At 68.4% G+C, this 24,804-nt stretch carries 21 protein-coding genes; 14 read left to right on the top strand and 7 right to left on the bottom strand.

Going from position 1 to position 24,804, the window contains the following annotated elements; all coding sequences use genetic code 11:
- Nucleotides 1–61: 61 nt before the first annotated feature.
- Both M1M07_RS19525 and M1M07_RS19530 read right to left on the bottom strand, forming a co-directional pair.
- Nucleotides 62–916, bottom strand: a complete 855-nt coding sequence (locus tag M1M07_RS19525; RefSeq protein ID WP_197252107.1) for a fumarylacetoacetate hydrolase family protein — start codon at nucleotides 914–916, stop codon at nucleotides 62–64.
- Between the two features lie 5 nt (nucleotides 917–921).
- On the bottom strand, nucleotides 922–1,962 hold the full coding sequence (locus M1M07_RS19530) for a cupin domain-containing protein (RefSeq protein ID WP_248675259.1): 1,041 nt from the start codon (nucleotides 1,960–1,962) through the stop codon (nucleotides 922–924).
- 114 nt (nucleotides 1,963–2,076) lie between these two features.
- On the opposite strand from M1M07_RS19530, the gene M1M07_RS19535 reads away from it, so the two are divergent.
- The gene (locus M1M07_RS19535; protein WP_248675260.1) at nucleotides 2,077–2,856 is read left to right on the top strand and encodes an IclR family transcriptional regulator; all 780 of its coding nucleotides are present in this window, start codon (nucleotides 2,077–2,079) and stop codon (nucleotides 2,854–2,856) included.
- 44 nt (nucleotides 2,857–2,900) lie between these two features.
- Here the strand turns inward: M1M07_RS19535 and M1M07_RS19540 are convergent, their stop codons facing one another.
- Nucleotides 2,901–4,118, bottom strand: a complete 1,218-nt coding sequence (locus tag M1M07_RS19540) for an FAD-dependent monooxygenase (RefSeq protein ID WP_197252110.1) — start codon at nucleotides 4,116–4,118, stop codon at nucleotides 2,901–2,903.
- A gap of 313 nt (nucleotides 4,119–4,431) precedes the next feature.
- On the opposite strand from M1M07_RS19540, the gene M1M07_RS19545 reads away from it, so the two are divergent.
- The 7 genes from M1M07_RS19545 to M1M07_RS19575 all read left to right on the top strand — a co-directional run bounded on the left by M1M07_RS19545 (nucleotide 4,432) and on the right by M1M07_RS19575 (nucleotide 12,659).
- Entirely contained in the window at nucleotides 4,432–5,616 is a 1,185-nt protein-coding gene (locus M1M07_RS19545; protein WP_248675261.1) for an acyl-CoA dehydrogenase family protein, read from the top strand.
- 10 nt (nucleotides 5,617–5,626) lie between these two features.
- The gene (locus tag M1M07_RS19550; protein WP_248675262.1) at nucleotides 5,627–7,060 is read left to right on the top strand and encodes an MmgE/PrpD family protein; all 1,434 of its coding nucleotides are present in this window, start codon (nucleotides 5,627–5,629) and stop codon (nucleotides 7,058–7,060) included.
- Nucleotides 7,057–8,223 (top strand): citramalate synthase, encoded by a 1,167-nt coding sequence (locus tag M1M07_RS19555; protein WP_197252113.1) that lies wholly within the window; start codon nucleotides 7,057–7,059, stop codon nucleotides 8,221–8,223. The genes M1M07_RS19550 and M1M07_RS19555 overlap by 4 nt, the downstream gene beginning before the upstream one ends.
- Complete coding sequence (locus tag M1M07_RS19560; RefSeq protein ID WP_197252114.1) at nucleotides 8,220–9,455, top strand: CaiB/BaiF CoA-transferase family protein; 1,236 nt, start codon at nucleotides 8,220–8,222, stop codon at nucleotides 9,453–9,455. Before M1M07_RS19555 ends, M1M07_RS19560 begins: the two co-directional genes overlap by 4 nt.
- Before the next feature lie 25 nt (nucleotides 9,456–9,480).
- The gene (locus M1M07_RS19565) at nucleotides 9,481–10,314 is read left to right on the top strand and encodes an enoyl-CoA hydratase/isomerase family protein (RefSeq protein WP_197252115.1); all 834 of its coding nucleotides are present in this window, start codon (nucleotides 9,481–9,483) and stop codon (nucleotides 10,312–10,314) included.
- Between the two features lie 34 nt (nucleotides 10,315–10,348).
- Entirely contained in the window at nucleotides 10,349–11,806 is a 1,458-nt protein-coding gene (locus M1M07_RS19570; RefSeq protein WP_197252116.1) for an aldehyde dehydrogenase family protein, read from the top strand.
- A 97-nt stretch (nucleotides 11,807–11,903) separates the two neighbouring features.
- Nucleotides 11,904–12,659 (top strand): IclR family transcriptional regulator, encoded by a 756-nt coding sequence (locus tag M1M07_RS19575; RefSeq protein WP_248675263.1) that lies wholly within the window; start codon nucleotides 11,904–11,906, stop codon nucleotides 12,657–12,659.
- Nucleotides 12,660–12,770: 111 nt separating this feature from the next.
- Here the strand turns inward: M1M07_RS19575 and M1M07_RS19580 are convergent, their stop codons facing one another.
- Nucleotides 12,771–13,688, bottom strand: a complete 918-nt coding sequence (locus M1M07_RS19580) for a LysR family transcriptional regulator (RefSeq protein ID WP_197252118.1) — start codon at nucleotides 13,686–13,688, stop codon at nucleotides 12,771–12,773.
- Nucleotides 13,689–13,827: 139 nt separating this feature from the next.
- Between M1M07_RS19580 and mdlC the strand changes: the two genes are divergently transcribed.
- From mdlC to M1M07_RS19605, 5 genes are all read left to right on the top strand, one after another.
- The gene (gene mdlC / locus M1M07_RS19585; RefSeq protein ID WP_197252119.1) at nucleotides 13,828–15,408 is read left to right on the top strand and encodes a benzoylformate decarboxylase; all 1,581 of its coding nucleotides are present in this window, start codon (nucleotides 13,828–13,830) and stop codon (nucleotides 15,406–15,408) included.
- A 39-nt stretch (nucleotides 15,409–15,447) separates the two neighbouring features.
- Entirely contained in the window at nucleotides 15,448–16,569 is a 1,122-nt protein-coding gene (locus M1M07_RS19590) for an ABC transporter ATP-binding protein (RefSeq protein ID WP_197252120.1), read from the top strand.
- Nucleotides 16,566–18,374: an iron ABC transporter permease gene (locus tag M1M07_RS19595; RefSeq protein WP_197252121.1), complete on the top strand. Its 1,809-nt coding sequence runs from the start codon at nucleotides 16,566–16,568 to the stop codon at nucleotides 18,372–18,374. The genes M1M07_RS19590 and M1M07_RS19595 overlap by 4 nt, the downstream gene beginning before the upstream one ends.
- A 31-nt stretch (nucleotides 18,375–18,405) precedes the next feature.
- Nucleotides 18,406–19,503, top strand: a complete 1,098-nt coding sequence (locus M1M07_RS19600; protein ID WP_197252122.1) for an ABC transporter substrate-binding protein — start codon at nucleotides 18,406–18,408, stop codon at nucleotides 19,501–19,503.
- 175 nt (nucleotides 19,504–19,678) lie between these two features.
- Complete coding sequence (locus M1M07_RS19605) at nucleotides 19,679–20,983, top strand: ROK family transcriptional regulator (RefSeq protein WP_248675264.1); 1,305 nt, start codon at nucleotides 19,679–19,681, stop codon at nucleotides 20,981–20,983.
- Nucleotides 20,984–20,990: 7 nt separating this feature from the next.
- Here M1M07_RS19605 and M1M07_RS19610 read toward each other — a convergent pair whose 3' ends face one another.
- Nucleotides 20,991–21,614 (bottom strand): bifunctional 2-polyprenyl-6-hydroxyphenol methylase/3-demethylubiquinol 3-O-methyltransferase UbiG, encoded by a 624-nt coding sequence (locus M1M07_RS19610; RefSeq protein ID WP_197252125.1) that lies wholly within the window; start codon nucleotides 21,612–21,614, stop codon nucleotides 20,991–20,993.
- Nucleotides 21,615–21,699: 85 nt separating this feature from the next.
- On the bottom strand, nucleotides 21,700–22,377 hold the full coding sequence (locus tag M1M07_RS19615; RefSeq protein WP_197252126.1) for a TetR/AcrR family transcriptional regulator: 678 nt from the start codon (nucleotides 22,375–22,377) through the stop codon (nucleotides 21,700–21,702).
- Between the two features lie 309 nt (nucleotides 22,378–22,686).
- Here M1M07_RS19615 and M1M07_RS19620 point away from each other — a divergent pair, with 309 nt between their 5' ends.
- The gene (locus M1M07_RS19620; protein ID WP_197252127.1) at nucleotides 22,687–23,526 is read left to right on the top strand and encodes a mycofactocin-coupled SDR family oxidoreductase; all 840 of its coding nucleotides are present in this window, start codon (nucleotides 22,687–22,689) and stop codon (nucleotides 23,524–23,526) included.
- A 66-nt stretch (nucleotides 23,527–23,592) separates the two neighbouring features.
- On the opposite strand, the gene M1M07_RS19625 is transcribed toward M1M07_RS19620, so the two are convergent.
- Nucleotides 23,593–24,804: multidrug effflux MFS transporter (locus M1M07_RS19625; RefSeq protein ID WP_282582170.1), on the bottom strand; the 1,212-nt coding region annotated here is incomplete at its 5' end.

Genomic DNA, 24,804 nt, shown 5'->3' on the forward strand with positions numbered 1-24,804 from the left:
ACGGACTCCGGACGTGCTGGATCTCACGATGCCCCGGAGTTCGGGTCTACTGCGGTCGAACTCAGGGGCGGGCGACGACCGGCATGGTCAGCTCGCCGATCGCGGGGATGGTGAGCACGACGGTGTCGCCGGGGACGATCTGAGCGACGCCCTCGGGGGTGCCGGTGGCGATGATGTCGCCGGGCTGCAGGGTGATCACCTGGGAGTACTCCGAGATCAGCTTGGCGATGCCCCAGATGAGGAAGGACGTGTTGGACTTCTGCCGCATCTCGCCGTTCACGGTGAGCCAGAAGTCGAGGTTCTCCGGGTCCTCCACCTCGTCGGCGGTGAGGATGTACGGGCCGATGGGGGTGAAGGTGTCCATGGACTTGCGCCAGGACCGGTCCTCGTCGCCGCGCAGGGTGATGTCGAGCAGCGGGGTGTATCCGAAGACGTAGTCGAGTGCCTCCTCGACCGAAACCCGCTTCGCCTCCTTCGAGATGATGATGCCGACCTCGGCCTCGTGGTCGAAACGCCGGTCCTCGTAGGGGAGTTCGATCGCGCCGTCCGGTCCGACGATGGACGTGACGGCCTTGAGGAAGCCCTTGCGAACGGAGACGTCGAGGATCTTGCGATCGGTGTAGACGCCCTTCTCCCCACCCATCTCCTGCTGGTGCTTGTGGTAGTTGACCGGCGCCGCGAACAGGTTGCGCGGCTGGGGTTGCGGCGCGCGGACGGTCACCGAGTCCAGTGCCTGCCCGCCACCGGCGGCGACGCGGGACGAGACGTCGCCGGAGACGGTCGACCAGGCGCGGATGAGCGCGTTCGTGCGCTCGCGCGGTTCGGTGTGCTCGGGGACGAGATCGGTGATGTCGACGAGGGTGCCGTCCGTGGCCTCCACACCGAGGCGGTAGTCGTTGTAGACGTAGAGCTTCATGATTCCTACTCGCTGGGTCGGATGCGGCCGAGTCCGAGCGCATCGATGGCGGGCTTGTCGGTGTACGAGAACAGGATTGCGTCCTCGCCGGTCGGATTGTGGTGGGAGTGCTCGTACCACAACGGAATTGCGATGGTGTCGCCCTTGGTCCAGTCGATACGCCGGCCGTCGACGATCGAGTATCCGGATCCGCGGACCACGTGGTAGACGGTCGAGTGGGTGTGCCGGTGGGCGCGGGTGTCGACGCCTGGGCGGATCAGCTGGAGGTAGGCCCCGATGGTGGTCATCACCGGTCCGCCCGTGATCGGATTGCGGTACTCGACGATGATGTCGTCGAAGGGGTCGCCTTCACGCGTACGCAGGTACTCGATGGTCTCGAGCGCGTCGGCGAGCTTGTACACCAGTGGCTGACCGACCTTTTCGGGCTCACCCCAGGGCTTGGCGAGCAGTCCGTTGCCGTAGGCGGCGGGGAGCGGTGCGTCCACCTCCTGGCATTCGGGGTCCTCCTCGATGACGTACTGGTTCAGCCGTGACATCAGCGGGGAGTCGAGCCCGTCGAGCCAGATCATCGGGCCCTCGCCGGTGTGGCCGTGCTCGTGCCAGTGCCCGTTGGGGGTCAGCAGGAAGTCACCCTCGTCCATCGGGACGCGTTGACCGTTGACGACGGTGTAGGCGCCGTCGCCCTCGACGATGAACCGCAGTGCGGACGGCGTGTGGCGGTGGGCCGGGGCGATCTCTCCCGGGAGCACCAACTGCAGTGCGGACCAGAGGGTATCGGTGGCTCCGGTGCGCTGGTGCGGGAGACAGCCGGGATTGCGGAAGCCGAGGACGCGGCGGAGGGCGTCTTCGAGCGGGACGATCTCGCCGGCCTCGACCATCAGCTTCCGGGCCTGCTCGTAGCGCCAGATGTGCGGTACCAGAGTGGTTTTCGCCTCCGGCCCGAGGTTGCCCATGAGCTGCCAGAGCGGGGAGTAGTGATTGTCCGCGAGTTCGGCGTAGAAGGCGTCGTGCACCTTCTCGTCGGAGCGGGAGGTGTCGACACTCATCGCGCGATCCTCTCTGTTCTGTATTGCGGAGTTAGATTCCTGGATAAGGAATTAGTACGGTAGTTGAGCCGGTTGGTCAAGGAAAATGGTCGAATCGTTCTGTTATAAAGAATCATGGCCACTGACTCTGCACGTCGAGACGCACCGGCATATCCGGTCGGTTCGGTCGACAAGGCTCTCCGACTGCTCCTCGTGGTCGCCGAGCGACCCGACGGACTGCGGGTGGGCGATGCCGCCGCCCTGCTGGGTATTGCCCCGTCCACCGCGCACCGCTTGTTGCAGATGCTGGCGCACTACGGCTTCGCCGAACAGGATCCGGAGTCCAAGATGTACCGGGCCGGTCCCACCATGGAGCGGCTGTCGAATTTCCGCGGCCGGGTCATCGACCTGGCCCGGCCGATCCTGGAGCGGCTCGTGGCCCTCACCCAGGAGACGGTGCATCTCGCCACCCTCGACGGGGATCGGGCCCTGACGCTGCTCTCGGTGGAGAGTCCGCATCTGCTGCGCGTGGGCGACCGGTCGGGTCATTCGCAGCCGGCCTATTCGAGCGCCATGGGTAAGGCGCTGCTCGCCGGGATGGGTGGGGACATCGAGCCTCATCTGCCGAGCGGCCTGCAGGAGTCCGAACGGGAGACCCTGCAGTCCCAGCTCGAGGTGATCCGGGAACGGGGTTACGCCGCGCAGGACGGTGAGGTCGAGTCGGGTGTCAGTGCGGTGGCCGTCTCGGTAGGTGCCGCTTCCGCCGGGATCTCCGGTGCGGGCACATCCGGCTTCGCCATCGGTATCACCTTCCCGACCGGGCGGATCGGTGTCGACCGCTGGGGTGAGGTGCTCGCCGCCGCCCGGAAGGCGGCCGACGAACTCGCCGACGCGCTGGCCGGTTCCGGGCGGTAGCCCCGTCGCCGGCCGGATGAACGTCCGGCCGGCGACGATGCAGGTCAGTACGGGTAGTTGCGGGTGTCGCCGGCCACCGACAGCGGCATGAACATCCAGTCGAGGTTCTCGTAGTCGGTGGGGTTGTGGTCCTTGAAGGAGTAGTTGCGCAGCGCGCGACCGACCCCGTCGATGTGGAACAGCTCACCCGCGACCCGTGCGAGGCGCTGGATGTTGCCGGTGTGCGGCGCCCGTCGCGCCTCGAAGGTCTTGAACGCGGCCTCGATGTTCGGCTCGGTCACGAGCGCCTCGACCATCGCGAGCGAGTCGTCCAGTGACTGGGCGCCACCCTGGGCGAGGTACTGGAGCATCGGGTGGGCGGCGTCGCCGATGAGGCTCACCGCGCCGGAGGTCCAGGTGGTGACCGGCTCCCGGTCGTACATCGGCCAGCGGATCTCGCGGTTGAGGTACTGCCCGGCCTCGCGGACCTTGTCGCAGCACAGGCCGAAGCGGGCGTCGAGTTCCTCCTCGGTACCCCAGTCGTCGTGGTCGGGGGAGTAGAAGTCCGAGCGGAAGACGGCGACGTTGTTGTAGAGCTTGCCGCCGCGCAGCGGGTACTGGATCAGGTGCATGTGCGGGCCGAGCCAGCACAGCACCATCGGGGTCTCCACGGCGTCGGCCGGCACCATCTCGATGGGCACGGTGCCGCGGTAGGCGACGTACTCGGAGGGGACGGGCTCGTCCTCGACGATCATCGGGCGGATCGCCGAGCGCAGTCCGTCGGCGCCGACCACAGCGTCGGCGACGTACTCGGTGCCGTCGGCGCAGACCACCTTCGCGCGGCCGTCGGGCAGGTTCTCGGCGCGGAGAACCTCGCGGTTGGTCTCCAAGGTGACGAGATCGCTCGCGCGGCAACCCTCGAGGAGTGCGCCGTGCAGATCGGCGCGGTGGGTGACGACGTAGGGATAACCGAAGTGCTCGACGAATTCGGGTCCGAGATCGACGGTGCCGATCACCTCGCCGGTCACGGCGTCCATGTAGCACTTCTTTTGGGGGAGGACCGCGTCCTTCATGATCGCGTCCATCACGCCGAGGCTGTCGAGGACGGCCATGGCGTTCGGGGCCAGCTGGATGCCGGCGCCGACCTCGCCGAACTCGGGGGCGCGCTCGATCACGTGCGCCGGGCGGCCCTTGCGGGCGAGGCCGAGCGCGGTGGCCAGGCCTGCGATGCCGCCGCCGACGATGAGCAGGGGGACGTCGATGATTTCTGCCGAGGTGCTCATGGGCAACCTTTCCGGTGGATCACAGAGATGTTCTGTATCGAGGAATTCGATTCTGCAGGACAGATTAGGTCCGTAGGAATGGCTGGTCAACCCTCGGCCGGTCGTTTCCTGCGATTCCGAAAACGATCTATCACTGAGTGACAGTCGGCGTTGTTCGGCCGCTCCGGACGGTCCTACTCTCACGGCTACCGTCCGTCGGGAGTTCCCGACCACCGATTTCCACGAACCATTTCACTGGGTGATAGATGGGCTTCTGCGTCGCCCCGACGTCGGATTGGCTGTCGTCACACCCACGACATGCAGGAGAGTCGCCGTGACCGTAATCGAATCGTCCGCCTTCAGTCTCACGGAAGAGCAGCGCGCCATCCGTAGCGCCATCGACGAGCTGTGCGAGCCGTTCGACAACGACTACTGGCGTGCCTGCGACGCCGCCGGTGAGTACCCCGAGAAGTTCGTCGACACGCTCTACGAGACCGGCTGGATGGGCATGCTCGTCCCCGAGGAGTACGGCGGAGGCGGAGCCGACATCCGCGATGCCGCAGTCGTTCTCGAGCAGCTCGAACGCAACGGCTGCCACGCCGGTGCGGCGCGCGCCGGCATGTACACCATGGGCGCCCTGCTCCGTCACGGCAACGACGAGCAGAAGCAGCGCTTCCTGCCGAAGATCGCCTCCGGCGAACTGCGCCTGCAGTCCTTCGGTATCACCGAGCCCGACGCCGGCTCCGACACCACCCGAATCCGCACCTTCGCCCAGCGCGAGGGCGACGAGTACGTCGTCAACGGCAACAAGATCTTCATCTCCCGCATCCAGCACTCCGACCTGCTGCTGCTGCTCACGCGCACCAAGAAGCGCGAGGATGCCTCCAAGCCGTCCGACGGCTTCACCGTGCTGCTCGTCGACCTGCGCAAGGCGATCGAGGACGGCACCATCCGGGCCACCCCGATCAAGACCATGGTCAACCACGAGACCAACGAACTCGCCATCGAGAACCTGCGCGTGCCGGTCGAGAACCGGATCGGCGAGGAGCACAAGGGTTTCAAGGTCATCCTGTCCGGCATGAACTCCGAGCGCATCATCGTCACCTCGGAGTACATCGGTGCCGGCTTCCACCTCATCGACCGCGCCGTCCAGTACGCCAACGAGCGCCACGTCTTCGGCCGTCCCATCGGCATGAACCAGGGCGTCCAGTTCCCGATCGCCCAGGCCTACGCGAACCTGCAGGCCGCCTCGCTCATGCGCTGGCGCGCCGCCGAGATGTACGCCGCCGGTGAGAACCCCCGCTTCGAGGTCAACGGCGCGAAACTGCTTGCCTCGCAGGCGCTCTGGCAGGCGGCCCAGGCCGCCTTCGACACCTTCGGCGGCTACGCCGCGGCCGAGGAGTACGGCATCGAGCGCAAGTGGCGCGAGGCCCGCCTCCCGTCCACCGCGCCCATCTCGAACAACATCGTCCTCGCCGGCATCGCGCACGCCACGCTCGGCCTGCCGAAGTCCTACTAGGAGATCCCAGATGGGTGCACCCATGCCGCTGCGGACCGACACCGACGGGCTGACCTCGGTGCTGGCCGCCTTCGCCACGGGCGACGAGACCGCCCGCGGCGAACACGAGGAGCTTCTCGGCCGCATCCTGGTCGACACCGTCGCATCGGCCGTGGCCTCCGCGCACGAGCCCGCCGAACGGATCCTGCAGAACTGGGCCGCGGGCGAGGGAACCTCGGGCCGGGCCACGGTATGGACGACGGGCCGCACGGCGAGCGCCGCCACCGCAGCGCTGCTCAACGGCACCGCCGGGCACCAGCTCGACTACGACGACATCTCTCCGAGCATGCCCATCCACCCCAGCACGGTGCTGATCCCCGCGCTGTTCGCCGTCGCCGAGCAGCGCGGGCTCGGCACCGGCCGGCTCCTGCAGGCCTACGACGTCGGCGCCGCGGTCTTCCGCGCGGTCGCGGACCTGCTCCCGCAGCACGTCCACTACGCCCGTGGCTGGCACACCACCTCCACGGTGGGCCGGCTCGCCGCGGTCGCCGCCCTCGCGCGGCTGGTGGAGGCGACACCCGATACGGCCCGGCACGCCTTCGGCATCGTGGCCTCCACGGCCGCGGGCTCACGCCCCAACTTCGGGTCGATGACCAAGCCGCTGCACGCCGGGCTCGCGGCCCGTGACGCGGTGATCGCCGTCGACCTCGCCGAGGCCGGGTTCACCGCCAACCCGCACGAACTCGAGTCCGAGGCCGGTTTCTTCGACCGCTACGGCGATCCCGAACTCGCCCCGCTGGGGGATCCGGACGAGACGCTCGTCGAACGCCTCGAATACTGGCTGGACGCCTGGCCCACCGACTGGGGGATCAAGCGGTATCCCGCCTGCTACGGCACGCACCGCAGTATCGACGCGGGCCTGGCGCTGCGCGATCGCCTCGCCGGTGCCGCCATCCGGGAGGTGCGGATCACCGTGCATCCCCGCGGAACCCGCGCTCTCGTCGCGTTCCCGCCGGCATCGGCGACCGCGGCCAAGTTCAGCGCCGAGTACGCCGTCTCCGTCGCCCTGCTGCGCGGTGCCGTGCTCCTGGCGGACTTCACCGACGACGCGTTCGCCGACCCCGAGGTGACCCGTCTGATGCACGCGGTCAGCATCGCCGAGAGCGCCGAGCCGCCCGTCGGGACACCGACCTTCTCGGGTGGCTACTCCGTGGTCGAGGTCGTCACGCAGGACGGCGAACGGCACGCCGAGCGGGTGGACGTCACCCGCGGCGACGGCCGCAATCCGCTGAGCGACACGGAACTACGAGACAAGTTCGACGACTGCTGTGCTACCGGAGGACTCACCGCCGAGGCGGCCTCCGCCCTGCACACCGCGCTCGTCGCCGCCTCGCGCGGCGGAGCCCTGCAGCACGTGGCGACGGCCCTGGCGCCGGAACACCGTACGGAAGGACGACAGGCATGACCGACCCCCAACGCTCGCACCCACGCGTGGAGATCATCGAGGAGGGCATGCGCGAGGGCATGCAGATCGAGAGCGCGGACATCCCCGTGGAGGACAAGATCCGGCTGCTGGACGCCCTCTCCGCCACGGGCCTGAAGACCATCGTGGTCGGCTCGTTCGTCTCACCCAAGTGGGTGCCGCAGATGGCCGAGATCGAGAAGATCGTCGAGGGTTTCACCCCGGTCGAGGGTGTGCGCTACACCGCCCTGGCCCTCAACCAGAAGGGTGTCGAGCGGCGTGCGTCGTTCGCCCCCAAGATCACCCCGCCGGACCCGCGGATCGGCCAGTCCAAGATCCACCTCGACGACGTCTTCGTCCAGCGCAACACCGCCCGGACGATGCAGGACGAGATCGACGCCCTCGACGGCGTGATCGCCCGTGCCGTCGAACGCGGGGCGCAGGAGGCCCAGGTCTCCATCAACGCGTGCTGGGGATCGAACTGGATCGGCGAGATCGGCGAGGACCGCCGCATGGAGGTCCTGCAGCTGCAGATCGACAAGTGGACCGCCGCAGGCGTTCCCGTCACGCGCGTCCACCTCGGTGACCCGATGAGCTGGAACACGCCCGCCGCCATGCGTTCCCAGATCCGCCGGATTCTCGAGACCTGGCCCGAGATCTGGCACTTCCAGGTGCACCTGCACAACGCGCGCGGCATGGCGCCGCTGAGCGCCTACGCCGCCTTCTGCGAACTCGACGAGCGGCACACCCTCGTCGTCGACACCGCGATCGGCGGACTCGGCGGCTGCCCCTACTGCGGCAACGGCCGTCTCACCCGCATGATCCCCACTGAGGACTTCGTGCACTTCCTCGAGAGCGAAGGCATCGACACCGGCGTCGATCTCGCGGCTCTCGTCGAGGCCGTCGTGCTCGCCGAGGAGATCGTCGGCCACGAACTGTGGGGCCACGTCTCGAAGGCAGGGCCGCGACCCTACGGCAGCGACGTCTACCCGATGGACATGCCGTTCATCGAAACCTTCGAACAGGCACAGCATTTCCGGCTCGGCTCGCAGGTCTACGAGGGCGCGCTCTCGCCCTGGAAGACCGAGATCCGCTCGGCCGCCCGAGACGACTTCGAAGGCACGCTGCTCACCGGCGCGTCGTCCCGAACAGGAGAATCCGCATGAGCACTCCCACCCCGGAACCGGTGCCCGGTTCCCTCACCGGCCTGCGCGTGATCGAGATCAGCACCTCGGTCGCCGCGCCGTTCGGCGGGCAGATCCTCGGGGATCTCGGCGCCGAGGTCATCAAGATCGAGCGACAGGCCGGGGACGACACCCGCAAGTGGGCCCCGCCCGCATGGAACGGCGAGTCGATCGCGTTCATGTCGTTCAACCGCAACAAGAAGTCCGTCGTGCTGGACTACAAGACCGACGAGGGCAAGAAGATTCTCGTCGACCTGCTGCGCGACGCCGACGTGCTCATCCAGAACCTGCGTCCCGGTGCCCTCGCCAAGGCCGGATTCACCTGGGAGTACCTCCGGGAACTCAACCCGCGCCTGATCTACTGCGAGATGTCCGGCTACGGCCACACCGGCCCCCGGGCCATGCAGCCCGCCTACGACCCGTTGCTGCAGGCGTTCTCGGGCATCGTCTCGATGACCGGGGAGGACGGCGGCGAACCCGCCCGCGTGCCGGTCTCCCTGCTCGACATGGGCACCGGCATGTGGATGGCGATGTCCGTGCTCGAGGCATTGCGCCGCCGCGACATGACGGGCAAGGGCTGCCACGTGCAGAACTCGCTGCTGCAGACGGCACTGACGTGGATCACCTCGCCGCTGATCGGCATCGCCGCCGGCAACCCCGCTCCGCGCCGCCTGGGCTCCGGCTTCCGCGGCGTGGTGCCCTACGGCGCCTTCCCGACCGCCGACGGCCACATCTTCATCTCGGCCGGCAACGACGACATCTTCCGTCGCCTGCTCGAGGCCATCGACGCGCAGGATCTGGGGGAGCGCGAAGGCTTCACCACCAACCCCGAACGCGTCGAGAACCGCAAGCTCGTCCAGGACGTCCTCGGCGAGCGCACCTCGCAGTTCACCCTCGACGAGCTGCTCGTGCGTCTGAAGGCCGCGAACGTACCGCACTCGCCGGTGAACACGGTCGACATGGTCTACCGCGACGAGCAGGTCAAGGCCACCGGCATGCTGCAGCCACTGCCGCACCCCGTCGTCGAGGACCTCGAGGTCGTCAACCTGCCGGTCACCTTCGACGGGCAGTACCCGCCTCTGACCAAGTGCCCGCCCGCCCTCGGCGAGGACACCGTCGAGGTACTCGCCGCAATCGGGCGCAGCGAGGACGAGATCCGCGCCCTGATCGCCGACGGCGTCGTGCGCGCCGCCACCGAGCAGGCACCGGCCTGACGAGACCGCGAAAGGAACAACGAGCATGACCACCACCGAAGTCGGTTCCGTCGACAACGCCGGAGCTGCCGAGCCCGATTACTCGAACGAGGTCCTCTACGAGGTGCGCGACCACGTCGCGTGGATCACCATCAACCGGCCCCACCGCCGGAACGCGATGGCGCGCCGCACCGTTCACCAGCTCACCGAGGCGTTCGTGGAGGCGGGGGAGGACCCGGACGTCTTCGCCGTCGTCATCACCGGCACCGGCGACAAGGCCTTCTGCGCCGGCGGCGACATGAAGGAGATGGACGACATCGCCCGCTCGGGCCGTCAGGTCCACGTCCCGATGACCGGCCTGTACCGGGCACTGTTCGAGGTGATGCTCGAGACCTACAAGCCCGTCATCGCCGCCATCAACGGCCACGCCATCGCCGGCGGCTGCGAGATCGTGCTGTCCAGCGACGTGCGGATCGCCGTGGAGGGCGCGACGATCGGTCTCACCGAGGCGCGCCGCGGCATGGGCGCCAACCTCGGGTCGGTGCTGCTGCCGCGCCTGCTGCCCCGTGCGATCGCGATGGACCTGCTCTACACCGCCCGGGTCATCCCGGTGGAGGAGGCCAAGGAGATGGGCCTGATCAACCGTGTGGTGCCGCGTGAGGACTTCGAGGCCGAGGTGCAGAAGTACGTCGACGAGATCCTCGCGAACTCGCCGGTGACGCTGCGCCGCTACAAGGAGATGGCCACCAAGAGCTGGGGCGTGCCGCTGCCGAGCGCTCTGCGGCTGAACGTCGGACCCAATCCGTATCTGAGCGAGGACCGCGTCGAGGGTGTCCGCGCCTTCCTCGAGAAGCGCGCACCCGTATGGAAGAACCGCTGACCGACCCGACGCCGCGGCGCGCACAAGGAGCATGATGGAACTTCTCGATCCCGGCCGCTGGGCCGGCAAGGTGTACAGCGGCGGCTGGATCCCCGGCGCCGCAGGAGAACAGCCCACCCGTGAGGCCGCCACGGGCGCGGAACTCGGCCGGATCGGTGTCGCCGACGCCGAACAGGCCCGGGCTGCGGCCACTGCCGCGGCCCGTGCGCAGGGGGCGTGGGCCGCGACGAAACCCGCCGACCGGGCCGCTGTGCTGCGCCGCGCCGGCGACCTGTTCGCCGAGTACGCCGGGGAGATCGAGGAGTGGCTGGTCCGCGAGTCGGGGGGTACCCGGCTCAAGGCCGGCCGGGAACTCGCGGCGGCGCGTGCGGAATGCTACGAGGCCGCCGGTCTCGCGACCCATCCGTCGGGGGAGGTGCTGGCCACCGACAGCGACCGCTGGTCGTTCTCACGGCGCCGCCCCGCCGGGGTGGTGTCGGTGATCGCACCGTTCAACTTCCCGCTGACCCTGTCGATCCGGTCCGTCGCGCCGGCCCTCGCCGTGGGCAACGGCGTGCTCCTCAAGCCCGATCCGCGCACCTCCGTGAGCGGTGGGGTCGTTCTCGCGCGGATCTTCGAGGAGGCCCGCCTCCCCGGCGACGTGCTCCACGTGCTCACCGGGGGCGCCGACGTCGGGGAGGCCGTGGTCTCAGCGCCGGAGGTCGCCGTCGTCTCGTTCACCGGGTCCACCGCAGCCGGGCGCCGGGTGGGGGAAGCCGCATCGCGTCTGCTCAAGCGCGCCCACCTCGAACTCGGCGGCAACAACGCGTTGATCGTGCTCCCGGGTGCGGACCTCGATCGCGCCGCCTCCGCCGGGGCCTTCGGATCGTTCCTGCACCAGGGCCAGATCTGCATGGCGACCGGCCGCCACATCGTCCATCGCGACATCTACGACGAGTACGTGGCGAAGCTGGCCGCGAAGGCCGATGCGCTGCGGGTCGGCGATCCGTTCACCGACGATGTCGACCTGGGCCCGATCATCGACGAGCGACAGCTGAAGTCGATCGACGCGATCGTGCGCGAGGCCGTCGACGCCGGGGCGCGGGTGTGCGCCGGTGGCACCAACGACGGGCAGTACTACCGGCCCACCGTGCTCGCCGACGTCGACCTGTCGATGCGGGTGTGGACGGACGAGATCTTCGGGCCGGTCGCCCCGGTGGTGCCGTTCGACGATCTCGACGAGGCCGCTGCCCTGGTGAACGCGAGCGAGTACGGACTGTCGGTCGGCATCCTCGGTGAGGTGGGGCTCGCGATGCAGCTGGCCGATCGCATCGACTGCGGCAAGCTGCACATCAACGAGCAGACCGTCGGCGACGAGGCGTACGCGCCGATGGGCGGAACCGGCGCGTCGGGAACGGGTTCCCGATTCGGCGGTCCGGCGGCGAACTTCGAGGCCTTCACCGAAACCCAGTGGGTCACAGTGAGGTCGGAGATCGCGCCGTATCCGTTCTGAGAACGATCGACGGTGCACGAGATGTCCGTCCGGGACGGTGCGTGCGGGATGTGATTCGATGTTGTCGTACACATCCCGCACCACCCCAGGACGAGCCATGAGCAACAACGACGACGGCAAACGGTCGGTCCTGGGTCGTGCCTTCGAGATCCTCGACTGTTTCGCCGGCGGCGCCGAGATGACGGTCGCGGGGATCTGCGACCGCACGGGGCTCCCGCCGGCCACGGTCCATCGGATGCTTGCGGCGTTGGTGCGGTGGGAGGGCGTCGAACGTCTGTCCCACGGCCGCTACCGGCTGGGACGGCGGATCTGGAGCCTGGGAATCGGTGCGCCGCAGGTGCGTCGCCTGCGGGAGCTTGCACAGCCCTATCTCGTCGACCTGCACGTCGCCACCCGCGGCACCGTCTATCTGGGGGTGCGCGACGGATCGGACGGGATCTTCTCCGACCGCATCACCCGCGTCAAACCGACCGTCAACTCGTCCCGTGCCACGCGCCGGCTCCCGTTGTACCGCACCGGCGGTGGGCGGGTGCTGCTCGCCTACTGTCCCGAGGCGTGGGAGGAGCTGGTCGCCGACTCGGAGTCGGATCCGGAACTGGCAGCGCGTGTTCCGGAACTGCGCGCGCAGCTCGCCGAGATCCGCCGGACCGGGGTGGGGATCGCCCGCAACGACGGCCTGCCGGGACGCACCTCCGTCGCCGCGGCGGTGCTCGATTCCCAGGGCGCCATCGTCGCCAGCGTGACGGTGGCCTTCCCGGAGTCCCGGATTCCGCAACCGCAGCAGATCGTGCCGCGCGTGATCGCCACGGCGCGAGCGATTTCCCGCGATCTCGCGGCCACCGGCGAGTTCTGACAGGCCGTATCCCGCAGTCGGCCGTATCCCGCAGTCGACGGCATCCGCTACCGTTCCGGTCATCCGTTGCGGTCTTTGCTGTAGCGGATGACGAACAGGCGAGCGAATGGGTTACGTCGGGTCGAGGGTCGAACCGTCGCCGAGGGTCTCGACGACGAGATCGCGCAGCCAGTCGATCTCGGGCGACGGCAGGTCGCGCCGGATCGTGTACAGCGACACCACCGATTCCGGTACCTCGAACGGCAATTCGTACAGGCCGAGCTCACCCAGACGCGCCGACCGCTCGGCGTAGACGCGCGGGGCGAACCCGAGATAGGTGGTCGAGGCGAGCACTCCGGCGATACCGGTGAAGCTCGGGAGGGTCACCGCCACGTCGCGGTGGATTCCGAGTTCCCGGATGCGCAGATCCACTGCGGTATGTCCGGTTTCGACCGCGACCGACACGTGCCGCTCCGCCTCGAACTCCTCGAGGCTCGGCGTCGGTCCGATGCGTGGATGGTCGGGTCGGCGCACTCCGATGTACGGCTGAGTGAACAGTGGCGTGCGATGCAGATCCTGCCCGTTCAGTACCGGCGTACACACCACCGCGTCGGCGTCCCCGAGGCGCAGCGTCTCGCTCGCGTGCGAGAGGGCGAGAGGAACCACGTCGACGCTCGCGAGGGGAGCTCGAACGGACAGGGCGGTCATGATTTTCGGCAGAAGTCCCGTAACGCCCACATCGGACAGCACCAACCGGAAGGTCCGGGTCGTGGCGGCCGGGTCGAACGCCTCGGCGGCGTTCATGACGGCATCGAGACGCTCGAGTACCTCCCGCAGGCGGGGATAGAGTTCGTCGGCCAGACGTGTGGGTACCAGCTGCTGATGGCGACGGACGAACAGCTCGTCGCCGAAACGCTTGCGCAGCTTGCCCAGTGCGTAACTGACGGTCGGCTGGGTCAGGAAGAGGCTCTCGGCGGCCGCCGTGACGCTCCGGGTGCGGTAGACGGCGACGAACACCCGCAGCATGCCGAGGTCGTAGTTGTTCGCCATTCCCTTGACTATAGATGCATTGAATAATGCGATCGGCAGAATCTATTGGATCTATGTGATGGCGGCAACATAGGCTCCTCTCGTGTGGTCGCCACGACCCCCGACTTCTTCTCCGTCCTGCTGTGAGGGGATCTTCCCTATGCCCACAATTCGCGAAGTAACGTTCGACCTGCTGCGCCGGCACGGTATGACCACGGTGTTCGGCAATCCCGGTTCGAACGAACTTCTGTTCCTCAAGGATTTCCCCGAGGACTTCGAGTACGTCCTCGGTCTCCACGAGGGTGCCGTGGTGGCGATGGCGGACGGCTACGCGCAGGCGAGCGGACAACCGGTCTTCGTGAACCTGCACGCCGCAGCCGGCACCGGCAACGGGATGGGTGTGCTGACCAACTCGGTGTACTCGCACTCGCCGCTGGTGATCAGCGCGGGTCAGCAGGTGCGCGACACCATCGGGCAGGAGGTCATGCTGGCCAACGTCGACGCGGCGAGCCTGACCCGTCCGCTCACCAAGTGGAGCGCCGAACCGACCTGCCCCGAGGACGTGCCCCGCACCATCAGCCAGGCCGTCCACATGGCTACCCTGCCCGCGCCCGGCCCGGTCTACGTCTCGGTGCCCTACGACGACTGGGAGCACGAGGCCCCGGCCAACACCGCCTATCTGGCAGAGCGGCGCGTCACCACGACGACCGAACCGTCCGAGGCGATGACGGCAGAACTCCTCGCCGCCCTCGACGGTGCCGTCCGGCCCGCCCTGGTCCTCGGACCGGACGTCGACGCGGAGCGCGCCAACGGCTTCGCAGTGCAGCTCGCGGAATCGCTCGGAGCCGCGGTGTGGATCGCGCCGTCGCCGTCACGGTGCCCCTTCCCCAACACCCACCCACTGTTCCGCGGGGTGCTGCCCGCCAACGTCATGTCCATCCACGAGGCACTGGCCGACCACGACGTGGTGCTCGTCGCCGGTGCCCCGGTCTTCCGCTACCACCACCACCGTCCGGGTCCCTTCCTGGCGGAGGGCACCCGCGTGCTGCACCTGTCCGAGGACACCGGTGAGGTCGCCCGCGCTCCCTTCGGCGAGGCCTACCTCGCTCCGGTCGGCGCGACGCTGCGCGTCCTCGCCGAGCGGGTCCGCCGCCGCGACCTTCCGGTCGAGCCTGCACGGGAGACGTTCGCACGCGGAGCCGATCGCACCGACGCGATGCACCCCGACACGGTCTTCGCCACCATCGCCGAGATCGCTCCCCGCGACGTGGTCTACGTCAACGAATCGACCTCCACGGCGGACTCGTTCTGGCGGCACGCGCAACTCCCCGAACCGGGTTCGTTCTACTCGCCGGCCTCCGGCGGCCTCGGCTTCGGCCTGCCCGCCGCCGTCGGCGTCCAGCTCGCCCATCCGGAGCGTCGCGTGGTCGCGACGATCGGTGACGGATCCGCCAACTTCGGGATCACCGCACTGTGGACCGCCGCCCGCCGCGACGTGCCCGTGGTGTTCGTCATCCTCAACAACGGCACGTACGGTGCGTTGCGCCGGTTCACCCGTGCTCTGGACACGGGCGAGACCCCGGGACTCGACGTGCCCGACATCGACTTCGTCAGGATCGCGGAAGGCTACGGCGTGAAGGGCGAACGGGTCACCGGTGCCGAGGAACTGAAGGCGGCCCTGCACCGAGCCTTCGAAGGCACCTCGCCGGTGCTGATCGAAGCCGTCACGTACTTCGAGTAGGACCCGACCCCCCGCCGCACACACGACTGAGGAACCAGCATGAAGATCACCATCGAGAATCTGCAGCTTCGATACGGGAAGTTCACGGCCATCGAGAACCTCAACCTCGAGATCGACGAGGGCGAATCGGTTGTGCTGCTCGGCAAGTCGGGGTGCGGCAAGACCAGCACCATGCGGTGCATCGCCGGCCTCGAGGAACCCACCGCCGGTCGCATCACCATCGGTGACACGGTCGTCTTCGACGCGGCGAAGGGCATCAACCTGCCGCCCAACAAGCGCAACGTCGGCATGGTCTTCCAGTCGTACGCGGTGTGGCCGCACATGACCGTCTTCCAGAACGTCGCCTATTCGTTGAAGCTGCAGAAACTCCCTGCGGCAGAGATCAAGTCGCGGGTCGCGGAGGTACTCGAGCTCGTCGGTCTGTCGGACTTCGCGCAGCGTGGCGCGAGCCTGCTCTCCGGTGGACAGATGCAGCGTGTGGCACTCGCCCGGTCGCTCGTGATGCGTCCCTCGGTGCTCATGCTCGACGAGCCGCTGTCGAACCTCGACGCCCGCCTGCGCGACCGTCTGCGGGTGGAGCTGCGTGAGATCCAGCTGAGCCTCGGCCTGACCACGGTCTACGTCACGCATGACCAGCAGGAGGCGTTCGCACTCGCCGACCGCATCGCGCTCATGCAGGGCGGACGGATCGTGCAGATCGGCGGCCCCACCGCGATCTACAACGAGCCGGCGAGCGCGTCGATCGCACACTTCCTCGGCGTGTCCAACATTTTCGACTGCACCGCCACCGTCGGCGCCGACGGCTACGTCACGGCCGTTCGCGACGGGGGAGAAGTGATCCGCACCGAGCAGCGCAACCTCGCCGCCGCCGACGACTTCAAGGCGTGCATCCGGTCCGAGGATCTGGTGCTGTCGAACGTGTCCGGCGGTGGCACCAACGAGCTCTCGGGCCGCGTCGCGGTCACGAGCTTCCAGGGTTCGAGCATCCGGTACGCCGTCACCCTCGACAACGGAGGCGAGCTCGACGTCTTCGCCCCGACGAAGGGCACCGAGCGCTTCGAGATCGGCGATCGCGTCTTCGCTTCGGTCTCGCCGGAGAACGTCCAGATCCTGCCGGCCGATGTGGTTCGACAGGCACGACTGCAGGAGGTCGCGGCATGACCCAGCTGGCCACACCCCCCGAGACTCGTCCGGTCGACGACCTCGAACCGGAGGCCCCGGTAGCAGCGCCGTTGTGGCGCAGGGGAATCCTCCGCAAGAACAGTGCGGCACTGGTGGTCCTCGCCGTGCTGGCCGTGCTGGTGATCATGCCGATGATCCTGGTGCTCGTGGCCGCGCTCGCCACCGAGGTGCCGCGCCCGGGCAACAGCGGTCTCGGTGCCCTCACGCTCGACAACCTCAAGGTGCTCACGAGTCCCGACGCGGTCGAGGGCCTGGTGAACTCCCTCGTCCTCGGCCTCGGAGCGACGGTCATCGCGCTCGTGATCGGTGCGACGCTTGCGTTCATCTGCGCCCGCACCGACGCGCCCTGGCGCCGGTTCATCTTCTTCATCGGCATGGCGCCGGTGTTCGTGCCGGCCCTCGTCGGTGCGCTCGCCTGGTCGCTGCTCGCTTCTCCCAGTGCCGGATTCGTCAACATCATGCTCGCCGACACGGGCCTGGACATGACGATCAACATCTACAGCATCCCGGGCCTGATCTTCGTCCTCGGCCTGTTCTACGCGCCGTACGTGTTCATGCTCGTGCACAGTTCGCTGTCGATGATGAACGCCGATCTCGAAGAGGCCTCGACCGTGCACGGTGCCTCCCTGAAGACGATGTTCCGGACGGTGACCCTGCCGCTCGCCATGCCGGCGCTGCTCGGTTCGGGCATCCTCGTCTTCGCGCTGAGCATGGAGAACTTCCCGGTCGCGGCGGTGCTCGGTAACCCCGCGGGGATCGAGACCCTGCCCACCTACATCTTCCGGCTCATGGGTGCGGCCCCGGCCCAGGCGAACGCCGCCGCCGGTATCGCCATCCTGCTCACGCTCGGCCTGGTCTTCGTCACCATGGGCCAGCAGTGGATCGTCAACCGCCGCAAGTTCACGACGATGACCGGTAAGGGCGCTCGTCCGCGTCAGGTTCCGCTGCGCGGCTGGCGCTGGCCCGCAACGATCTTCGCGCTGGTGTACTTCTTCCTGGCGATCGTGCTGCCGATGGGTGCGCTGTTCCTCGCCGCCACCCAGGACTCGCCGTATCTGTACAGCATGTCCCAGATGTTCCAGGGCGGAATGTCGTTCGACAACATCGTGAAGGTGGCCTCGGCGACGGACTTCCAGAAGGCGCTCGTGAATTCGGTGGTCGTGGCCATCGTCGCCGCCTTCGCCGGTACGACGATCAGCTTCTCCGCCTCGTACATCCGCTACCGCACCAAGAGCCGCCTCGGCGCCCTGCTCGAGCAGATTGCCACCGCACCGCTCGCCATCCCGTCGATCGTGCTCGGCATGGGCATCCTCTGGACCTGGCTGAGCCTGCCGATCCCGATCTACGGCACGCTGATCATCCTCGCCGTCGCCTGTGTCGCCGTGGCGCTGCCGCAGGGCTACCGCTCGATCTCGTCGTCGATGCTGCAGCTGCACAGCGACCTCGAGGACAGTGCCGTGATGCTCGGTGCCCGCCGGTCGCGCGCCATCGTCAACGTCACCGTGCCGCTGATGCGCGTCGGTATCGTGTCGACCTTCCTGCTCCTGCTCATGCTGGCGATGCGCGAACTGTCGGCCTCGCTGTTCCTGTTCACCTCCGACACCCGGATCCTGTCGATCCTGGTCTTCGACAACTTCGAGAACGGGCAGACGGCGGTCGCGGCCTCCATCAGCGTGCTGTTCGTCCTGGTGATCGCCGTGCTGGCCGTGCTCGCCCAGCTCGCCGGCAACCGGGAGAAGAAGCAGCTCGCCGAAGCGTCGGACTCCGGAACCAATTCGCTCTGATCGGACTTTTCGAGAAACGAAAGGCCTCACCATGAAAACGCGCAAAGTAGCGCTCACCGCTCTGTCGGTCGTCCTCGCCACGACACTCGCAGCGTGCGGCGGCGGAGATTCCGACGGCGTCACCTCCCAGGCCGAGGTCGACACCTCGGAAGGTCTGGTCATCGACGGCGAGACGATCGCCGACAAGGAGACCTACGAGGCGGCCCAGTCGCAGACGCTGAATCTGTACTCGAGCTACCAGGAATCCAACGAGCAGGCCTTCATCGAGGCGTTCACCCGTGACACCGGCATCAAGGTCGACCTGATGCGTCTCGTCCCGGCCCGACTGGCCGAGCGCGTGCTCTCCGAGCAGGGCGCCGGTCGCCTGAACGCCGACGTGATCCGCACCTCCGACTACGACATCGTGAACAGCTTCACCGATGCCGGCGTGTGGAACCCGTACGTCGTGCCCGGCACCGAGGAACTCGAGGAGGTCGTGATCCAGGACGGCAACTTCTCCCGGGTCACGAACGTGGTGCAGACCTTCGGTTACAACACCCGCGCCGTCCCCGAGGGGGAGGCGCCCACCTCGTGGGCCGACCTGCTCGACGAGAAGTGGCGCGGCAAGATCGGCATCTCGCAGGGCGCGACGGGCGGTTCGAACGTCGCACTCAACTGGTTCGTCGAGGAGAAGCTCGAGGACGGCTACTGGGACAAGCTCGCGGCTCTGCAGCCGACCGTCTACGACGGTGCCGGCCAGAAGCTGACGGCCTTGGCGCGCGGTGAGGTGGGGGTCGCGACCACAGGCTCGGCGTCGGTGAACGTCACTGCCACCGAGGACAAGGCCCCCATCGACTACGTCGTGCCCGAGGAAGGCTTCGTCACCTTCGACTACTACCTGGGCAAGACCGCCGCGGCGAAGAACGCGGAGGCGGCCGAGGTGTTCATGAACTACAACTTCTCCAAGCGCGGCCAGACACTGTTCACCGAACTCGGCGACTACAGCGTGCGGCCCGACGTCGCGCCGCCGATCGCGCTCGGACGTGAGCTTCCGCCGATCGACTCCGACAAGGTCTGGCGGATGCCGCTGACCGAGGTGGTGCGTCAGGCGGAGTACTCGCAGCACTGGGCAGAGGCGTTCAACTACTGATCCGCATCACGGCGAGAGGCCCGAACCGGAGCGATCCGGTTCGGGCACTCGGTTGTACGACGCGCAGTTCCGTGCCCTCGTGGACCGAGCGTCCGAGCCCTGGTGGACTGATCCCCTTTTGCGCTCGCTGAGCGTAAGCGTTCAGTAACGGCGCTGCCGCGCCGACAATGACGGCATGGCAGACGCGTCGAAACTCCGGATCGCCGCACGCGCCACGTCGTCGACCGTGACGCGGACCCAGACCGCGCGTTCGTTCGCGCCCGTGCCGCGTGCGGGCAACCCTGCGTCCGGGACGATCACGCCGGCGGGGCAGGTGCTGCGGGTGCTGCGCAGGGTCGGTCCCGCGACCCGCAGCGAACTGTCGCGGCACACCGGCTTCTCGTTGTCCGCCGTCAACCGTATCGTCGGTGAACTCCTCGGCCGCTCACTGCTGCGCGACCGTCCCGAGCTGGCCGCCGGCGGGATGGTGGGCCGGCCGCAGATTCCGCTCGACCTGAACACCGACGCGTACTTCACCGTCGGCGTCCACGTCGCCGGGAACGAAATGCGTTGTGTCGCAGGTAATCTTCGCGGGCAGGTGCTCGACTGCCTCGAATTCGACGCCCCGGCCACCGCGCACGCGGCGCTGCCCGTCGTCGCGTCGGCGCTGCACCGTTATCGTCTCTCCTACCCGACCCGGTGTGCGTTGTGGGTCGGGGTGGTCGGGGACGGCCGCGCCGAGCGCCGTGCCGGTGGCGCACGCCGATTCGGTTGGGACGACGTGCCGGACGCGGCGTGGGCCGCCGCGATACCCGTGCCGGTCACGGTCACCCCGCACGTCGACGCGATGGCCGAAACGGAACTGTGGGCACTGGAACTCGCCGGCCGCCCCAGCCCGTCGAGCTATCTCTATCTGCACGTCGACGAACCGTTCGGTGCCGCATGGATCGTCGACGGACGCATCCCCGCACCGGGTCGCGGCCCTGGCACGATCGGTCACCTCGCGACGGGTTCGGACGTGCCGTGCCCGTGCGGCCGGGTCGGATGCCTCGAGGTGACCGTGGCCGACCGGACGTTGCTCGACGCCGCGGTCCGCGACGGCGTGCTCGGCTGGGAAGCCGCGTCCCGCGGTATCGGCGAACTGTATGCCGCCGCCGAATCTGGATCGAAAGCTGCTGCTGCGCTTCTCGATTCGCGAGCCGAGACGATCGGTCGGGCGGTCGCGGTGATGCGGGACATCGTCAACCCCGACGTCGTCGCGGTCGGAGGGCGGGGGCTCGAGGCCTACCGTCCCGGTCGGCAGGTCCTCGCCCGCAGCTATGCGCGGGCGAGCGCGCTGCCCGCTCTGCCGCTCACCTTCTCGTCGTTCGGTGAAGGGATCGGCGACGCCGGTGCGCTCGGTGCGTCGCTGTCCGCCGTGTACACCGACCCGGTCGCGACACTGGCCCGCCGGGCGGCGCGCCCGTCCTACGACCCCGCCGCCGACCGCTTCTGCGGCTGAGCCTGCGTCAGGGGCGTCGGACGGCGCGGAGCACCGCGTCGTGCATGACGAACTCCTGTCCGTCGTGTCCGTTCACCGTGTGGGTCCGCGACTCGGCGACCACGCCCTCCCACAGGTCCGGTTTCAGACCGGCCGCGAGTTCGCTTGTGGTGACCCGTGATTCCGGTGCCGTGTGATCTCCGGGGTGCGGGTGGACGGGATGGTCGTGGCCGACGACGAGCAGCGTTCCCCCCGGCGCGACCGCGCCGGCCAGTCGCCGCAGGAGCTCCTCGCGCGGTCCGGGCGCGTGCACGTAGTGGGAGGAGACGAGATCGTAGCCGCCGCGCGGCGGTGTCCATTCGCTCAGATCCGCGCGCACCCACTCGATCCGGTTCGCGACGTCGGCCCCGGCGGTGGCGGCGTGCGCACGCGCGCGGTCCAGAGCGGTCTCGGCGATGTCCACCGCGGTCACGTGCCAGCCCCGCGCGGCGAGCCACAGGGCGTCGCCGCCCTCGCCGCATCCGGCGTCCAGTGCCCGGCCGGGCGGCAGGTCCGCGACCTCGGCGACGAGCTGGGGATTGGGATGACGGTGGATCGTGGAGCGACCCCGGTAGCGGTCCTCCCAGAACTCCCTGTCGAATGCGTCGGGCATGATGGCGTCCTTCCGTGTACTGCCCCGACTGTGCGTGACGCCCCGACGGAAGGGCAAGTTCCCTTGCCGGATCGGCAAGGGGTGATCAGTCCGGATCCGGCACCGGCCCGGGCGATTCGTCGGGTTCGATCTTCGGGGGTTCGTCGGTGTCGTCCGCGGCCCGGGTACGTCCGGCGAGGGCGGTCAGCGACTCGAACCGTCCCATGTAGCGCTCCATGAACCGATGGGCCTCGTCGTGTCCGCGCGTGACGTCGATGGCCGCCTCGTTGACGATGGTGCGGGCGAGACCGGTGAGGAACATCGCGATCACGACGGGCGGAAACTCGTCGAGGTCGACGCCGTGCGAGCGCAGCGCGACGGTCAGCGCGGTCGTCTCGATGTCGCGGACCCGCTCGGCGTACGCCTTCAGTTCCGCGCCGATCGCCTTGCGGTGGTTCGCCAGGGCCATGAATTCGGTGTGCAGCCGGGTCATGCGGGTGTCGGAGGCGATCCGCCACAGCGCCCGCAGCGGATCCTCCTCGGACAGTGCCCGGCGCTGACGTTCGAGCACGGTCTCCGCGCCGGAGCGCAGCACCGCGAGGAACAGGTCGTCCATGGTGGGGAAGTAGTAGTACACCAGCGCCGGCTTCACACCGGCCCGCGTGGCCACGCGCCGCGACGTCGCCGCGGCGTAGCCTTCCTCCTCCATGATCTGAGCGGTCGCCTCGAGCAGTCGCTCGCGCGCCCCGGGTTCCTTGCCCTCGCTCACCTGTGGTCTACCCACTCGGAACACCTCCGGTCCACGTCGGACGCATGATCGCAGCGATGAACCCGCTCGGGTCTTGACTGTGATCTACGCCTCATGCAAGCATGTGGCCACTGTATCAGCCTGATCGATCGATCAGTTTTTCTCACTTCGCCGCACCGCGCGAACCGCACGTCCGAGGGGGTGGCCTCGTGTTCGACGTCTCGACGGCAGCCTTCTTCCGGCGTGCTCGGCCTCGGGTGCGGAACGTAGGGACCGTTCCGGAACGGACAGCTGAGCAACCGAATTCGGACTGATACGCACATCGTCGAGAGCAGGGAGGAAACCATGGCCGGACGGGTCGAGGGGAAGGTCGCGTTCATCACGGGTGCGGCGCGAGGTCAGGGGCGCAGCCACGCGGTGCGGTTGGCCGAAGAGGGCGCCGACATCATCGCGATCGACATCTGCGGACCGATCACGGAGGGCAGCCCGATCCCGCCGTCCACTCCGGAGGACCTGGCCGAGACGGCCGCACTGGTGAAGAACCTCGATCGGCGCATCGTGACGGCCCAGGTCGATGTGCGTGACTACGAGGCCGTGAAGGAGACGCTGGACGGCGCCGTCGAACAGCTCGGCAGGCTCGACATCATCGTCGCCAACGCCGGCATCGGCAACGGCGGCGAGACGCTCCACGAGACCAGTGAGAGCGACTGGGACGACATGATCGGCGTCAACCTGTCGGGCGTCTGGAAGGCCGTGAAGGCCGGTGTGCCGCACCTGATCTCGGGCGGTCGTGGCGGCTCGATCGTGTTGACCAGCTCGGTGGGCGGGCTCAAGGCGTACCCGCACACGGGGCACTACATCGCCGCCAAGCACGGTGTGGTCGGTCTGATGCGCACGTTCGCGGTCGAACTCGGCCAGCACTCGATCCGGGTCAACTCGGTGCACCCGACGAACGTCTCGACGCCGATGTTCATGAACGAGGGCACCATGAAGATGTTCCGCCCCGACCTCGAGAACCCGGGTCCCGAGGACATGGAGGTGGTGGCGAAGCTGATGCACGTGCTGCCGGTCGGCTGGGTCGACCCGGTCGACATCAGCAACGCGGTGCTGTTCCTGGCGTCCGACGAGTCCCGCTACGTGACGGGCCTGCCGCTGACGGTGGACGCCGGCAGCATGCTGAAGTAGAACGGGCACAACGCAACCCGGCCCGACCGATACGGAATCGGTCGGGCCGGGTGTGCGGCCGCGCGGTTATGCGGTGCGATCGGCCGAGCGCGATCCGGTCAGCGTGAGCGCACCCAGGGCGATCGCGGCGCTGAGCACCATCGCGATCCCCATGGGCAGAGCGGTTTCCTCGCCGCCGATGCCGACGAGCGGCGAGATCGCCGCGGCGAGCAGGAACTGCAGGGCGCCGAGAATGGCCGAACCGGTGCCCGCGGCGCGCTGCGCCTCGCCGAGCGCCAGGGTGGTGGCATTCGCGATGACCAGGCCGAGGCTGCCCATCGTCAACCACAACGTGACCAGCGTGACCCACAGGACCGGACCGGCCAGCGCGTCGACCAGCATGACGACGGAGAACACGGCGAGCAACGTCAGGCCGATGCGCAGCGTCGCGCGCTCGCCGAACCGGCCCGCGACCGCGCCGTTGACCACGCTGAAGATCACCAGGCCGATCGCGTTGGCCGTGAACGAGACGGTGTACCAGCCCGTCGAGAGACCGTGGATGTTCTGCAGCACGAACGGTGACGCCGAGATGTAGGCGAACATCACGCCGAACGCGAAGGCGTACGCCAGGGTGTATCCGACGTACCGGCGGTTGCGGAGGAGAGCACGGGCGTCACCCAGCATCGCGGCCGCACCACCGGTGGAGCGGCGTTCCTTCGGATGGGTTTCCGGCACCAGCGCCAGGACACACGCGAACATCAGCAGTGACAGCCCGGCCAGCACCCAGAACACGGCGCGCCAGCCGACATTGGTGACGACCGTGCCCCCGACCAGCGGGGCGACGACGGGGGCGACGGCGTTGACCACGACGAGCAGCCCGAACAGCTTGGCCGCGGCCGGGCCGTGCGCGCGATCGGAGATCACCGCGCGGCCGAGCACGATGCCGGCCGCGCCGGCGAAGCCCTGCAGGAAGCGTGACGCGGCGAGCAGCTCGACGGTGGGGGCGAGGGCCGAGGCGGCGCTGAACACCGCACACACCAGGGTGCCGACGAGCAGCAGCGGCCGGCGACCGAACCGGTCCGAGAGCGGCCCGAACACGAGCTGGCCGAGGGCCAGGCCGATGAGGAACGTCGTGAGGGTGAGCTGCACGGCCGACGCGCTGGTGCCGAACTCGACGGCCATCTCGGGGAACGCCGGCAGATACATGTCGATCGCGAGCGGGGCGACCGCCGCGAGCAGCGCCAGCGTGGCGACGAGCTTCGCAGGGAAGTGCGGGGTGTCCGGGGCCGGGACCGGGGG

This window comes from Rhodococcus sp. HM1, from assembly GCF_023218075.1.
Taxonomy (GTDB): Bacteria; Actinomycetota; Actinomycetes; order Mycobacteriales; family Mycobacteriaceae; genus Rhodococcus.